This is a genomic window from Micromonospora sp. NPDC092111, assembly GCF_044755745.1.
GTDB lineage: Bacteria > Actinomycetota > Actinomycetes > Mycobacteriales > Micromonosporaceae > Micromonospora.
Window position 1 is genome coordinate 1 of record NZ_JBIVRQ010000009.1, and the last position, 15,460, is coordinate 15,460.

At 74.6% G+C, this 15,460-nt stretch carries 5 protein-coding genes; all 5 read right to left on the reverse strand.

Annotated features, from left to right (window positions below):
• Window positions 1–115 precede the first annotated feature (115 nt).
• The 5 genes from ACIQG9_RS18685 to ACIQG9_RS18705 are packed head-to-tail and all read right to left on the reverse strand — an operon-like array spanning window position 116 to window position 15,450.
• Complete coding sequence (locus ACIQG9_RS18685; protein ID WP_400403831.1) at window positions 116–5,698, reverse strand: amino acid adenylation domain-containing protein; 5,583 nt, start codon at window positions 5,696–5,698, stop codon at window positions 116–118.
• Window positions 5,695–8,814, reverse strand: a complete 3,120-nt coding sequence (locus ACIQG9_RS18690; RefSeq protein ID WP_400403834.1) for an amino acid adenylation domain-containing protein — start codon at window positions 8,812–8,814, stop codon at window positions 5,695–5,697. Before ACIQG9_RS18690 ends, ACIQG9_RS18685 begins: the two co-directional genes overlap by 4 nt.
• On the reverse strand, window positions 8,811–8,999 hold the full coding sequence (locus tag ACIQG9_RS18695; RefSeq protein WP_400403837.1) for an MbtH family protein: 189 nt from the start codon (window positions 8,997–8,999) through the stop codon (window positions 8,811–8,813). The genes ACIQG9_RS18690 and ACIQG9_RS18695 overlap by 4 nt, the downstream gene beginning before the upstream one ends.
• Entirely contained in the window at window positions 8,999–9,952 is a 954-nt protein-coding gene (locus ACIQG9_RS18700) for a TauD/TfdA family dioxygenase (protein ID WP_400403840.1), read from the reverse strand. Before ACIQG9_RS18700 ends, ACIQG9_RS18695 begins: the two co-directional genes overlap by 1 nt.
• Window positions 9,953–9,978: 26 nt before the next feature.
• The gene (locus ACIQG9_RS18705; protein WP_400403843.1) at window positions 9,979–15,450 is read right to left on the reverse strand and encodes an SDR family NAD(P)-dependent oxidoreductase; all 5,472 of its coding nucleotides are present in this window, start codon (window positions 15,448–15,450) and stop codon (window positions 9,979–9,981) included.
• Between the last annotated feature and the right edge of the window lie 10 nt (window positions 15,451–15,460).

The window sequence follows — 15,460 nt, forward strand, 5'->3', positions numbered from 1 at the left end:
GGGGCGGGGGGGGGGGGGGGGGGGGGGGGGGGGGGGGCCGGGGGGGGGGGGGGGGGGGGGGGGGGGGGGGGGGGGGGGGGGGGGCCGCCCCCCCCCCCCCCCCCCCGCCCCACACTCAGCCGGCGACCGGCTGCGGTTCCTTGCTCGCCGCCCGTTCGGCCAGCCGCCGCTGCCGCTCCTGCGCCCCGATCAGGTCGTCGGGGAGCGAGTCCGGCACCTCGATGTCGAACCGGCGCAGCATCCGGATCGCGAAGCCACCGAGGGTGATCAGCACCAGGGCCAGCCCGAAGCAGACGTACGCGAAGCCGATGCCCCGGCCCGGACCGGTGCCGATCACCGCGCCCACCGACTCGGCCAGCGCCCCGCCGGGGGCGAGCATCGGCTCGAACAGCGCGGTCGCGCCCGGGGCGAGCAGCGCGAACCCGATCGGCAGGGTCGACCAGGAGAGGGTCTGGTTCAGGCTGAACACCCGGCCGTGGAACCGCTGCGGCACCTTGACCTGGACGATCGTGGCGTAGATCGACTGGGCCGTGGTCATCGCCAGGGCCAGCCAGAACGCCCCGAAACAGATCATGGTCACCGAGGCGTCCAGGCCGATCAGCAGACAGCCGACCGCGGTGCCGAGGTTACCGACCAGCACCCCGATCATGCGCCGGTGCCGGGGCCCACCCCACAGCGACATCAGCACCCCACCGACCACCGCGCCGACCGCCTCGGCCAGCGCCACCTGCGCCACCTGGGTCGCCGTGCCGAACGACAGCACCAGCGGCGTGGTGAGCACCAGCGCCGGAGCCAGGAAGATGTTGCCCAGCGCGAAGTAGCCGAGCATCAACCGGAAGCCCCGGTGCTGCCAGGAGTAGCGCAGGCCGTTGGCGATGGCCACCAGCAGCCGCTCCCGGGGTCGCCAGCCGAGCAGATCGGGGAAGCGCACCACGGCCAGGGTCAGCACCGCCACCAGGTAACTCGCCACATCGATGATCAGGATGCCCTTCAGGTCGATCGCGGCGAGCAGACCCGCCGCGAAGACCGGCATCAGCAGCATGGCGAAGCCGCTGGAGAGCTGGGTGATGCCCATCGCGTGACCCAGGTAGCGCTTCGGCACGAGCTGCGGCACCGCCGACTGGAACGCGATCCGCTGGAACGACGAGGCCACCTGACTCAACGCCACCAGCCCGTAGATGTGCCACAGGGCGAGATTGTCGGTCCACAGCAGCGCGGCCAGGACCAACTGGATCGAACCGGAGACCGCGCTGGCGATCATCATGATCCGCCGCCGGCTGATCCGGTCGGTGATCGCCCCGGCCACCGGCAGCATCAGCACGCCGCAGATCAGCGCCAGCGCCCAGAGCATCCCCAGGTTGGCCACCGAACCGGTCCGGGTGAACAACCAGATCGGCAGGGCGAACGCGGTCAACGCCGAACCGGTGGTGGAGACCAACTGCCCGGCGGTGACCGCGACGAACCGGGCCATGCTCGGCTTGACCACCGTCCGCGCCGCGTCGGCCTCGACGCCGATCCGCTGCTGGTCGGCGACCACCCAGCCGGCGTCCTCGCCGCGCGCCGCCGCGTCCAGCGCGGAGATGTCCCCGGCCCGGACCGCCGGGTGGACCCGGGTGACGATCTCGGCCAGCTCCTCCGCCCGGTACTTGAGGAAGAAGTGGCCGGCCTGGTCCAGCACCACCAGCCCGAGGGTGTCGCTGAGGAACTGCCACTCCGCGTACCGCTCGGCGTGGTAGTCGGTCACCGGATCCTCGGAGCCGACCACCGAGACGATCGGCGCGCGCAGCTTCACCGCGCCCCGGTCGAGCAGCCCGGTGAAGTACTCCTCCGAGGCGCGGGAGTCGGCCCGCATGTTGCTGATGATCCGGTCGGCCTGCTCCGGCTCCAGCTCGTCGGTGTCCACCCCCATGCTCTTGAGCCAGCTCGCGTAGTGCCGGTTGCTGCTGAGCTGCTCCAGCCGGTTACGCACCGCCGCGAAGGCGCCCTTCGGACGGGCGAACGGGAACATCGCCCCGATGTAGACGACCTCCAGCTCCCGGCCGGCGGCCTCCACCTTGCGGGCCACCTCGGCGATGATCGCGCTGCCCACCCCGCAGTGGCCGTAGAGGGCCAGCGGACCCTCGATCCGTTCCACGATCTCGGCGGCCACCCGGCTGGTCAGCTCGTCGAACGGCACCGCGTCCTCGGTCAGGCCGACGTCGTGGCCGGGGATCGCCAGCGACCACAGGGCATGCCCGGCCGGCAGGGCGTCGGCCAACGGCTGGTAGACGATGGCGCTGCCGCCGCCGTACGGCACACAGACGTAGCTGAGCACCCGCCGGCCCGCCGGGATCGGCTTGGTCAGCTCGTAGAGCAGCCGGCGGGGACCGGCCGCCTCGGCGTCGCCGGTCATGAACGCGGCCAGCTCGCGGATGGTCCGCTGCTGGAACAGGTCCATCACGCCGACCGCGTGCCCGCCGTGCTCCGCCTTGCGGATCTTCGCGACCACCTGGGTGGCGAGCATCGAGTGCCCACCCAGGTCGAAGAAGTCGTCGTCGATGCCGAGCGTCGGCACGCCCAGCACCTCCGACCAGATCCCGGCGAGCAGCCGTTCGGTGTCGTCGCGCGGCTCCACCAGCGCCACCGACGCCTCCCGGCTGACCACCGGCGCGGGCAGCGCCCGGCGGTCGAGCTTGCCGTTCGGGGTCAACGGCAACGCGTCCAGGGTGACGAACGCCGCCGGCACCATGTACTCCGGCAGGGTCTCCTTCAGCGCCGCCTTCAACGCGGCGTGCTCGGCCCCACCCACCAGGTAGGCGGTGAGCCGCTTGTCCCCCGGGGTGTCCTCCCGGACGATCACCGCCGCCTCGGTCACCGCCGGCTGCTCACGCAGCGCGCTCTCGATCTCGCCCAGCTCGATCCGCAGGCCGCGCAGCTTCACCTGGTGGTCGATCCGGCCCAGGAACTCGATCACGCCGGCCGGGTCACCGCCGGCGTCCGCGCCGCGCCCGGCCACCGGGGCCGATGCGGTGGTCGACGGGTCGGCCGACCCGGTGGGTACGCCGGCAGCCGCCGGGTCGAGCACCCAACGGGCCAGGTCACCGGTGCGATACAACCGGGCGCCCGGCTCACCGGAGAACGGGTCCGGCACGAACCGCTCGGCGGTCAACGCCGGCCGGCGGTGGTAGCCCCGGGCCAGCCCGACGCCGCCGAGATGCAGCTCCCCGGCCACCCCGACCGGGCACTCCCGGCCGGCCGGATCGAGCACGTGCAGCCGCAGGTTGGCGATCGGCGCACCGATCGGCACGCCGGTCAGCCCGGCCAGCACCACGGGGTCGCACGGCCAGGCGGTGACGTCGATCGCCGCCTCGGTCGGCCCGTACAGGTTGTGCAGCCCGCACCAGGGCAGCCGGGCGGTGAACTCCACCGCCGAGGCCAGCGGCAGCTCCTCGCCGGAGCAGATCACCCGGCGCAGCGCCGCCGCCGCCTCCACGCCGTCCTCGGCCAGGAACACCGTCAGCATGGACGGCACGAAGTGGGCGGTGGTGACCCGCTCGGCGACCAGCAGGTCCCGCAGGTAGCCGGCGTCCTTGTGCCCGCCGGGCTTCGCCAGCACCAGCCGGGCACCCTCGCGCAGCGGCCAGAAGAACTCCCACACCGACACGTCGAAGCTGGCCGGGGTCTTCTGCAGCACCGCGTCGTCGGCCCCGAGCCGGTACGTCTTCTGCATCCAGTCGAGCCGGTTGACGATGCCCCGGTGGGTATTCGGCACCCCCTTCGGCCGGCCCGTCGACCCGGAGGTGTAGATGACGTACGCCAGGTGCGCCGGCCCGGCCAGCGGGGCCGGGTCGGTGTCGGGCTGGCCGGCCCAGACGTCCGCGTCGTCCAGGGCCAGCACGGTCGCCTCGACGGCCGGCAGCACGTCGCGCAGGTGCTCCTGCACCAGCACCACCGGAGCCGCCGCGTCGGCCAGCATGAAGGCGAGCCGGTCGGCCGGATACTCCGGATCCAGCGGCAGGTACGCGCCGCCGGCCTTGAGCACCCCGAGCAGCCCGGCGACCAGCTCCACCGAGCGTTCCGCGCAGACCCCGACCAGGGTCTCCGGCCCGACACCGGCCGCCCGCAGCCGGTGCGCCACCCGGTTCGCGGCGGCGTTCAGCTCGGCGTACGTCGCCGACCGGCCCTCGATGGTCACCGCCACCGCGTCCGGGGTGGCCCCGGCCCGCTCCTCGATCGGCCCGTGCAGGGTCTGGGTGGCCGGGAAGTCGGCGGCGGTGTCGTTCCAGGACGCCAGCAGCGCCCGCTCGTCGGCGGGGAGCAGCTCCAGCGCCGACACCCGGGTGTCCGGGGCGGCGACCACGGCGCGCAGCAGGGCACACCAGCGGCGGGCCATCCGCTGCACGGTGTCCCGGGTGAACAGGTCGGTGTTGAACACCAACTTGCCCCAGAGCCCGTCGGCCGTCTCCACCGCGTGCAGCTCGAAGTCGAACCGGGTGGCCCGCAGCTCCATCGGGGTCCAGTCGAACGTCACGTCGGTGGCGTCGGAGACCTCGGTGAACCGGCCCATCTCGTAGTTCTGCAACACGAACATGGCCTGGAACACCGGCGACCGGCTGACGTCGCGGGGCAGGCCCAGCTCGTGGACCACCTTCGCGAACGGCACCTCGGCGTGCTCGAAGCCGTCCAGCACACTGCGCCGGGTGCGCTCCAGCAGCTCGGTGAAGGTCGGGTCGCCGGCCAGCTCGGCGCGCAGCGGCAGCATGTTGATGAACATGCCGACCAGGTTCTCCAGCTCCGGGGCGGACCGGCCGGCCACCGAGGCGCCGACCGCGAAGTCCTCCTGACCGGCGTGCCGGGCCAGCAGCACCTGGTACGCCGCGAGCAGCGTCATGAACAGGGTGCCGCCGGCGGCCCGGGTCAGCGCGGTCAGCCGCTCGGTCTCCGCCGGGGTGAGCCGGAACTCGACGAAGTCGCCCCGGTAGGTCTGGGTGGCCGGGCGGGGCCGGTCCAGCGGCAGCTCCAGCGGGGTGATCCCGGCCAGCCGGGACTTCCACCAGTCCAGGTGGCCCAGGGCCGCCGGCCCGGCCAGCTCCCGGGCCTCCCAGACGGCGAAGTCGCCGTACTGCACCGGCAGGGTGGGCAGCTCACCGCCCCGGTAGAGGGTGATCAGGTCGCGCAGCAGCACGTCCACCGACCAGCCGTCGCCGACGATGTGGTGCTTGCTGAGGAACAGCACGTGGTCGTCGGGGGCGAGGCGGATCAGCAGGGCGCGCAGCAGCGGCCCCTCGGCCAGGTCGAACGGCTCGACCGAGGCCGCCTCCACCAACGCCTGCGCGGCAAGCTCGTCCGGGGCGTCCACGACGGTCAGCGGCACCTCGACGGAGTCGGCGAGGACCACCGTGGGCCGGCCGTCGGAGTCGGCCGGGAACCGGGTACGCAGCGACTCGTGCCGGGCGGTCAGCGCGGCGAGGGCGGCGCGCAGCGCCGTGCCGTCGAGCGGGCCACGCACCCGCAACGGCACCGCGATGTGGTACGCCGCCTCGCCCGGGGCGAGCTGGTCCATGAACCAGACCCGCTCCTGGGCGTACGACAGCGGCACCTCGGCGCCCTCGGGCCTCGGCGTGACGCGGGCGGCGGGGGTGGCCTGCCGTCGGCGCAGCCGTTGGGCGATCAACGCCGCCCGGGCGGCTTCCCGGGCGGGATCCTTCAGGTCCGTCATGCGGGGCTGTCCTTCTCCGTCGCCAGCAGGGCGGCGACCTCGGTCTCGGAAAGCTCGTCCAGCTCGGCGGCGATGTGCTGCTCGATCTGGGCGGCCAGGTCGGCCACCACGGGGCTGCTGAACAGCGCCCGCATCGGCAGGTCGACGTCCACCTCGGCGCGGATCCGGGCCATCGCCCGCATGCCGCGCAGCGAGTTGCCACCGAGGGCGAAGAAGTCGTCCAACGCGCCGACCTTCTCCACCTGGAGGATCTCGGCGTACACCTCGGCCACCAACGTCTCGGCGTCGGTGCGCGGGGGGACGTAACCATCCCCGGCGGTCGTCTCCGGCGGGGCGGGCAACGCCGCCCGGTCCAGCTTGCCGTTCGGGGTGAGCGGCAGCGCGTCGAGCCGCACGAACGTGGTCGGCACCAGGTGCGCCGGCAGCTCCCGGGCCAGTTCGGCGGCGAGGTGCGCCTCCTCGGCGGTGCCGACGTGGTAGCCGACCAGCGTCGGCTCCCCCGAGTCGGTGCGGACGGCCACCACCGCCTCGCGGACCTCCGGGTGCTCCCGCATCGCCGACTCGATCTCGCCCAGCTCGATCCGCATCCCGCGCACCTTGACCTGGTCGTCGCGGCGGCCCAGGTAGTCCAGCGTGCCGTCGGCCCGCCACCGGGCCAGGTCGCCGGTGCGGTACATCCGCCGCCCCGGCGGCCCGTACGGGCAGGGCAGGAACCGCTCGGCGGTCAGGCCGGGCCGGCCCAGGTAGCCCCGGGCGAGCTGGTCGCCGGCGACGTACAGCTCACCGACCACCCCCGGCGGCACCGGCTGGAACGCGGCGTCCAGCAGGTACACCCGGGCGGTGGCGGTGGGCCGGCCGATCCGCACCGGACCGGCCGGCACCGGCTGCCCCGGCCCGATCCGCTCGGCCACGCAGCCGACCGTCGCCTCGGTCGGGCCGTACTCGTTGACCACCGCCACGTCCGGGTGCGCGGCCCGCCAGTCGGCGAGCTGCTCGCCGGTGAGCGCCTCGCCGCCGATCACCAGGTCGGTGGTGGGCGACAGGTCCGCGTCGAGCAGCGGCAGGTGACTCGGGGTGACCTTGAGGAAGGTGGGCCGGCCCCCCACCCGGGCGGCCGGCTCGTCGATCCCGGCCAGCCGCACCGTGCCACCCGCGGTGAGCGGGCCGAGCAGCCCGGTCACCGTGAGGTCGAAGGAGACCGGGGAGTGCAGCAGCGCGGTGCCGGCCAACCCCGGGTAGGTGTCCCGAGCCCAGGCCAGGTACGCGGTGACCGCCCGGTGCTCCACCACCACGCCCTTGGGGCGACCGGTCGACCCGGAGGTGTACAGCACGTAGGCGGGATGCGCCGGGCCCAGCGGGGCGACCCGGTCGGCGTCGGTGAGGTCACCGTCGGCCTGGTCGGCGCCCAGCTCGCCGTCGAGCAGCAGCGCGCCCGCCGGCACCAGCGCGGCGGTCTGCGGCACGGCCAGCACCAGCGCCGGCGCGGCGTCGGCCAGCAGGTAGGCGATCCGGCCGGCCGGGTAGCCGGTGTCCACCGGGACGTACCCGGCGCCGGACTTGAGCACCGCGAGGATCGCCACCAGCAGCTCGGGGCCGCGCGGCAGGGCCAGCGCGACCCGGACCTCCGGGCCGGCCCCCCGGGCCACCAGCACCCGGGCCAGCCGGTTGGCGGCGGCGTTGAGCTGCCGGTACGACAGGCTGACGCCGTCGCAGACCAGGGCGGTGGCGTCCGGGGTGGCCGCCACCTGCCGCTGCACCTCGTCGACCACGGTGGACGCCGGCCCGGCCGCCACCGCACCGGCCCAGCCGCCCAGCACCAGGTCCCGTTCGGCGTCGTCGAGCAGCGGCAGCGCGGAGACCGGCAGCTCCGGCTCGGCCACCGCCGCGGTGAGCAGCCGCAGGTAACGGGCGACGACCGCCTCGGCGGTGGCCCGGTCGAACAGGTCGGTCCGGTAGACCAGCCGGCACTCGCCCACGGCGATGTCGAAGGCCAGGTCGTCCTTGGTGGTACCCAGCTCCACCGGGTCGAGCCCGGAGTCGGGGATGAAGTTCAGCGCGGTCTGGAAGATCGGCTGCACCGACGGGTCCCGGCCCGGGGCGACCGCCTCGACGATCCGCTGGAACGGGGTCTGCCCGTGCTCCAGGGCGTCGACCAGCCCGTCCCGGACCCGGCCGAGCAGCTCGGTGAACCGGGGGTCGCCCGACAGGTCGCAGCGCAGCGCCACCGGGTTGACGAACATGCCGATCAGCGGGGTCAGCTCGGCGGTGTCCCGGCCGGCGGTGGAGACCCCCACCACCACGTCGGTCTCGCCGGCGACCCGGGACAGCAGCGCCGCGAAGCCGGCCAGCAGCACCATGTACGGGGTGGCCGCCGACCCGGCGGCGAGCCGCCCGGCCCGGTCGAGCAGCCCGTCGGGCAGGTCGAAGCGAACCTCGTCGCCGGCGAAGCCGAGCTGGGCCGGGCGGGGCCGGTCCAGCGGCAGGCCGGTGACCGCCGGCGCGCCGGCCAGGTGCCCGGTCCAGAAGGCGAGCTGCCGGTCCAGCTCCGCGCCGACGAGCTGGCCACGCTGCCAGACCGCGAAGTCGGCGTACTGGATGGGCAGCTCGGGCACGGCGGCGGGCGCGCCGGTCAGCGCCGCCTCGGCGAACGCGGCGATCTCGGCGTTGAACAGCACCGCCGAGTGGCTGTCGAAGACGGCGTGGTGCACCACCAGCAGCAGCGTCCACGCCTCGCCGAGGCGGATCAGCCGGGCCCGCCACAACGGCGGCGCGTCCAACGGGATCGGGGTGCGGGCCAGCTCGGCCCGCAGCGCCGCGTGCCGCGCGGCGCGCTCCGGGGCGGGCAGGTCCCGCAGGTCGTCGACGGCGAGCCGGACCGGCTCGGCTTCCCGTACCACCTGCACCAGGGCCCCGTCGTCGACCCGCAGGTGGGTGCGGAGCGCCTCGTGCCGGGCGACGACCCGGTGGAACACCTCGGTCGCCGCGTCGGCGTCCAGGCCGGCCGGCAGGCGGCACGGGAGCGAGACGTTGTAGACCGGGGAGGCCGGGTCGAGCTGGTTGGCGATCCAGACCCGCTCCTGGGCGAAGGAGGCCGGGAAGGTCCACTCGCGGGTCATGACGCCTGCTCGCGTACCGAACGCGGACGCATGTCGGTCCACACCTCGTCGACGTGGGCCAGGCACTCCTCGCGGCTGCCGGCGAAGCCCGCGTCGTGCCAGCCGGCGGGCAGGTCGCGGTCGGCCGCCCAGATCGAGTACTGCTCCTCGTCGTTGCGCACGACCAGGAATCGGGGTTCGGCCATCAGTTCGCTCCAGCGGTCTCGGGGGTGTGCGGTTCGGCCATCGCGACAGCGATCTTGCGGGGGCCGGTGAACGGCTCCCGACCGTGCGCGGCGGTCATGTTGTCGACCACCAGCACGTCGTCGCGCTGGTAGTCGAAGCGGACGCTGGCCGCCCGGTACGCGGCCCGCAGGTGGTCCAGCACGTCGACGGGGATCTCCCCGCCGTCGCCGTAGTAGGTGTTCGCCGGCAGCCCCTCGGCGCCGAACATGGCGAGCAGCCCCTCCTGGTAATCCTTCGGCAGGGTGCTCACGTGGAAGAAGGTGGCGTGGTTGAACCAGCGCGGGACGTCCGAGCCGGGCCGGTGGTGCACCGCGTCCCGCACCGCACGGGTCCGCAGCCCGTCCTTGCCGACCCACTCCAGGTCGATCCGGTTCGCCGCCGCGTACGCCTGCACCTGCGTCCGGTCGTCGGTGCCGAAGACGTCCTGCCAGCGGGTGCCGAAGTCGGCGTGGAAGTTACGCACCAGCATCCAGCGCCGCCGGACGAACTCCTCCCGTACCGCCGGGTCGATCTCGGCGTACACCCGGCGCACGTCGGCCAGCGGGGTCGCGCCGAGGGTCTGCGGCGCGGTGATGCAGTAGAAGAACAACGTCAGCGGCCAGCGCGCCTGGTACGAGTTCTCGTTGTGCAGGAAGATCTCCTCGTCCGGCGGGTAGTCGGTCGAGGTGTAGACCTTCCCCTTGATGGCGTGCCGGGGTGAGGACCGCTCGGTGTAGGTCAGCGGTTCGCCGGACAACGCCCGGACGACTCCGTCGAAGCCGTCCACCCCGCCCACGTCGAAGCCGCGGAACAGCAGCCCGCCGTGTTCGACGAGGCTGGCGCGCAGCTCGGCCCGACGCCGGTCGATCAGCTCGGTCAGCGGTGTGCCGTCGTTCTCGACGACCACCGGCAGCATGGCGATCGTGTCGCTCATTGCGTGGTCACTCCTGTTTCTCGACGTCAGGCGCGGGGTAGCCGCGGGATGGCGGGGATGGTCGCCGGTGCGGCCGGCTCGTCGGCGGAGGCGGTGGCCCGCAACTCCTCGATGCGGGCCGCCAGGCCGGCGACGGTGGGGGTCTCGAAGAGGCTGCGCATCGGCAGCCGGACCCCGGTCGCCTTGCGCATCGAGGCGATCAACTGCACCGCCACCAGCGAGTTGCCGCCGAGGGCGAAGAAGTCGTCGTCCACGCCGACCTCGGCCACCCCCAGCCCGTCCCGCCAGACCCCGGCGATGGTGATCTCCAGTTCGGTGCGGGGCGCGGCGGAGCCGCCACCGCCGGTCGCCGCGGCGGCGGTCGCCGGCTCCGGGTCGTCGGCCAGCCGGTCCGTGGTGACCCGGGAGGCCCGCCGCCGGATGTCGGCCACCGTCCGGGTGGCGATGACGACCTGCGCGCCGAGGCCGGCGGTCAGGCTCCGGCGGAACGCCTCCGCGCCGTCGACCGGCCGGATGTCCTCGGTGACCGCGCCGGCCACCGGGGCGGCCGGCTCGGCGCTCGCCAGCCCACCGGTCACCGCGCCCTGGTCGACCCGGCGGAGCACGAAGTCGCCGACCGCGACGAGTTCCCGGCCGTCGGCGTCCACCAGGCTGAGGTCGGCGGCGACCACCTCGTCGGTGGTGCTGGGCCGGTGCCGCAGGTGGCTGTGGAACACCGCCGGCAGTGGCCCGCGCACCACGATCCGCCCGTACGACAGCGGCAGGTAGGTGCCGTCGCCCTGCCCCCGGCCGAACGCGGTGGCCACGTCCAGCAGCGCCGGGTGCAGCCCCCACGACGGCAGGTCGCCGACCACCTCGGCGGGCGCCTCGACCCGGGCCAGCTCCTCGCCGGCACCGAGCTGGTGCTCGGCCAGCGACGCCCACCTCGGCCCGAAGGTGAGCATGCTGGTGCGGCCCCGGCCGAACGAGGCGTCGTCGTCGACCCGCCGGCCGGCGACCGTCGGGACCCGCGCCGGCGGGGCGGGCTCGACCGTCCAGCCGGCGGAGCCGCGCACGTGGGTGCGCTCCTGCCCGGCGGCCAGGCTGCGCACCGCGAAGTCGGCGCCCTCGTCGGTGGGGGTCAGCTCCACCCGGTACTGCGCGACGGTGCCGTCCGGCACCGCGAACGGCTCCAGGAAGACCACGTCGCGCAGCTCCACCGCCGCCGCCCCGGCCGGGGCGGGCAGTGCGGCGACCACGGCGGCGCGCACCGACTCCAGGTGGGCGGTGCCGGGCACCACCGGCACCCCGCCGATGCGGTGCTCGTCGAGCAGCCAGTGGGTGGTGGCGGAGACCAGCCCGTGCAGCACGGTCGACTCCGGGCCGGTGACCTTCGTGGTGAGCACCGGGTGGTCCACCGGGCTGGTCGTGGTGTCCCGGCCGGCGGCCCGGAACCCGGCCGGGGCGGCCGTCTCCACCGCCATGCCGACCTCGGCCCAGCCACCCCAGTTCTGCGACAGCACCGGGGCCCGGAAGCCCGCGCCGGAGCGGGCGAACGCGTCGAGGAAGGCGTTCGCCGCGCAGTAGTCGACCTGGCCGAAGCCGCCGATCACCGCGGTGATCGACGAGCAGAGCACCACGAAGTCCAGCGGCAGGTCGCCGAAGACCTGGGCCAGGGCGAGGGTGCCGGTGAGTTTCGGGGCGAGCACCCGCTCCGCCTCGGCCCGTTCCTTGACCTCCGCCATCCCGCCGCCGGGCAGCCCGGCCGCGTGCACGATGCCGTCGATCCCGCCGAACTCGGCCTCGGCGGCGGCCCGCACCCGGCGCAGGTCGGCCGGGTCGGTGACGTCGGCGGCGAGGACCAGCACGGACGCGCCGGCCGCCTCCATCCGCCGGATCGCCGCGATGGCCCGGCCGGCGCGGTCCGCACCGCCGTGCACCGCCAGGTGGTCGTCCCACTGCTCGCGCGGCGGCAGCCCGGAGCGGGCCAGCAGCACCAGCTTCGCCCCCGCCCGCCGGGCGAAGTCCTCGGCGAGGGTGACGCCGATGCCACCGAGACCGCCGGTGACCAGGTACCGGCCGCCGTCACGCAGCACACCCGGGTCGGTCTCGCCGGCCACGGTGACCTGCTCGTAGTCGGTGATCCAGCGGCGCGGGCCCCGCAGGGTGACCTCGGCACGCGCCGGGTCGACCGGGCGGCGCAGCTCGGCGGCGAGCGCGTCGACGCCGGTGCCGGCCGGGTCGGCGTCGACCAGCCGGACGGTCAGCCCGGGCAGCTCCACCGGCAGCACCCGGGCCAGGCCGGCGAGGGTGGCGTGCTCGGGACGGACCAGGTCGGCACCGGTCACGTCGCCGACACCGGAGGTGACCAGGTCGAGGGTGAGTGCCCGGTCCTCGGCGGTCAGCCCCGCCCCGGCGAGCGCCTGTACCAGGTGCAGCGCGTCGAAGAAGCCGCGCTGCTGGGCGGCCCAGGCGGCGACGGGGTCGGTGCCGGCCGGTACGCCGTCCAGGGCGAAGGCGTGCACCAGGCGGGCCGGCAGCCCGTCGGCGGCCAGTGCCGCGACCAGCGCGTCGTGGTCCTCCCGGTGGCCGGGGCGCAGCCGGTAGCCACCGTCGACCGCCGCGAACGCGTCCCCGACACCGACCACGACCGGCTCGTCACCGGCCGCCCGCAGCGCCGCGACCAGGGCGTCGCCGCGCGGGCCGTCGGTGAGGACCAGGCAGCGGCCGGCCGGCGCGGACGTCGGGTCGGCGGCGGCCTGCCGCCACACCGGCACCGCGAACCACTCCGGCAGCGGGCGCGGGCCGGTCTCCACCGGCCCGGCGACCGCCTGCTCCACCGGGTCCGGGTCCACCCAGTAGCGGCGGCGTTCGAACGGATACGTCGGCAGCGGCACCCGCCGGGCCGCCGGGTCGGCGTCCAGCCGGACGCCGATCCCGGCGCACCACAACGCGGCGGCGCTGGTCAGCAGGGTGGACAGGTCACCGGTCGGCTCGCCGGGGCCGGGCAGGCTGCCCAGCGGGGCCAACGCCCGCTGCGCCGGGGAGCCCTTGGCGACCTGCATCCGGGCCAGGTTGGCGAGCTGCTTGCCGGGGCCGCACTCCAGCAGCGCCCAGGTGCCCTCGGCGAGCAGGGTCGCCACGCAGGCACCGAAACGCACCGGCTGGCGCAGGTGCGCCGCCCAGTACGCCGGGTCGGTGGCCTGCTCCGCGGTGATCCAGGTGCCGGTCACGTTGGACAGGAACGGGATGACCGGTGGCCGCAGCGGCACCGTCGCCATCAACGCGGTGAACTCGGCCAGGATCGGGTCCATCATCGGCGAGTGGAAGGCGTGCGAGGTGCGCAGGGCCTTGCTCTTGCCCTTGCCGCCCAGGCTCTCGGCGAACGCGGCGACGGCGTCGCTCTCGCCGGCCACCACGCAGGTGCCGGGACCGTTGACGGTGGCGATGGCGAGCCCCTCGGGCAGCCGGGCGGCGACCGCCGACTCGTCCAGCGACACGGCCAGCATCGACCCCGCCGGCATCGACTGCATCAGCCGGCCCCGGGCGGCGACCACCCGCAGCGCGTCCGGCAGGCTCAGCACCCCGGCCACGGTGGCCGCGACGTACTCGCCGATGGAGTGGCCGACCATCGCGGCGGGGCGGACCCCGGCCCGCTGCCAGAGCAGCGCCAGGGCGTACTCGACGACGAAGAGCGCCGGTTGGGTGTGCCGGGTCTCGGTGAGCTTCTCCGCCGCCTGCGGGTCGCGGCCCAGGATCAGGTCCCGCAGGTCCAGGCCCAACGCGGGGCGGAGCAGCTCGGCGCACTCGTCGACGGTGGCGGCGAAGGCCGGCTCCTCGGCGTAGAGCTGCGCGCCCATCCCGGCGTACTGGGAGCCCTGGCCGGAGAAGAGGAAGGCGGTGCGGGGCGCGGGACCGTCGACCACGCCGGACTGGCGGCGACGCGGGGTACGCAACGCGGTCACCGCGTCGGGCAGGTCGGTGGCGACCACGGCCGCCCGGTGCGGGTACTCCTGCCGGCCGACCCGCAGCGTGTGCGCGACGTCGGCGAGCAGCTCCGGCCCGCCGCCGGTGGCCGTCTCCAGGTGCGTGGCGAGCCGCGCCACCGCGCTGTCCAACGCGGTGGCGGTCTTCGCCGACACGTGCAGGAGCTGCGCCGGGCGGATCTTCCGGTCGCTCCGGTACGCCGACGGCGCCTCCTCCAGCACGACGTGGGCGTTGGTGCCGCCGATGCCGAAGGAGCTGACCCCGGCCCGGCGGGGCCCACCGTCGGTGTCCCACTTGGTGAGGGTGTTCGCCACGTAGAACGGGGTGTCGGCGAAGTCGATCGCCGGGTTGGGGGTCTCGTAGTTGATGGTCGGCGGGATCAGCCCGTGCTCCATCGCCAGCACCGTCTTGATCACGCTGACGATGCCGGAGGGCTGGCTCAGGTGGCCGATGTTGGACTTCACCGAGCCGATGCCGCACCAGCCCCGGTCGTCGGTCTCCCTGGTGTAGACGGCGGAGAGGGCGGCCACCTCGATCGGGTCGCCCATCGCGGTGCCGGTGCCGTGCGCCTCGACGTAGCTGATGCTGCGCGGGTCGATCCCCGCCATCCCGACGGCCTGGGCGATCGCCTCCATCTGGCCGTCGACGCTCGGTGCGGTGAAGCCGACCTTGCCGGCGCCGTCGTTGTTGATGGCGTTGCCGAGCACCACCGCCCGGATCGGGTCGCCGTCGGCGATCGCGTCGGAGAGCCGCTTGAGCAGGGTCACCCCGACGCCGCTGCCCCAGACGGTGCCGTTCGCGCCGGCGTCGAACGGCCGGCACCGGCCGTCGGGCGAGGTGAAACCGTCCATGCCGAGATAGCCGACGTGCGGCAGCTCGATGTTGACCCCGCCGGCCAGGGCCATGTCGCACTCGTGGTTGCGCAGCGCCTCGCAGGCCAGGTGGAAGGCGACCAGCGAGGTGGAGCAGGCGGTGTGCACGGTCAGGCTCGGCCCGCGCAGGTCCAGCCGGTACGACGCGGTGGTGGCCACGTAGTTCGGCGAGTTGCCGGTGGCGATGGAGACCGCACCGTGCGGGTTGCCGCCGACCCGCTTGTTCCGCAGCACGTACCGGTGCAGGTAGGTGTTGCCGCCGGTGCCGGCGTACACGCCGACCGCGCCGTCGTAGCGGGCCGGGTCGTAGCCGGCGTCCTGTAGGGCGGTGTAGCAGCTCTCCAGGAACAGCCGGTGCTGCGGGTCGGTCGTCTCCGCCTCGCGACTGGTCATCCCGAACAGCTCGGCGTCGAAGGTGTCGTAGCCGTCGACGAGCGGAGCCCGGCTGACCCAGCCCGGGTCGTCGACCTCCTCGGCGGTGGCGCCCCGGGCGATCTGCTCCTCCCGGCTCAGCTCGGTCACCGACTCGACGCCGTCGACCAGGTTGCGCCAGAACTCACCGACGTCGGCGGCCCCGGGCAGCCGCGCGGCGAGCCCGACGATGGCGATCGGCTCGATGCCGTCGTCGGCGGGGAGGTCGGAATCCATCGGGTTGTCCATGTGCGTGTCC

Coding starts and splice junctions, on each gene's coding strand:
- ACIQG9_RS18695 (WP_400403837.1), bottom strand. CDS start 8,999: ATGGCCGAACCCCGATTCCTGGTCGTGCGCAACGACGAGGAGCAGTAC.
- ACIQG9_RS18685 (WP_400403831.1), bottom strand. CDS start 5,698: ATGACGGACCTGAAGGATCCCGCCCGGGAAGCCGCCCGGGCGGCGTTG.
- ACIQG9_RS18690 (WP_400403834.1), bottom strand. CDS start 8,814: ATGACCCGCGAGTGGACCTTCCCGGCCTCCTTCGCCCAGGAGCGGGTC.
- ACIQG9_RS18700 (WP_400403840.1), bottom strand. CDS start 9,952: ATGAGCGACACGATCGCCATGCTGCCGGTGGTCGTCGAGAACGACGGC.
- ACIQG9_RS18705 (WP_400403843.1), bottom strand. CDS start 15,450: ATGGACAACCCGATGGATTCCGACCTCCCCGCCGACGACGGCATCGAG.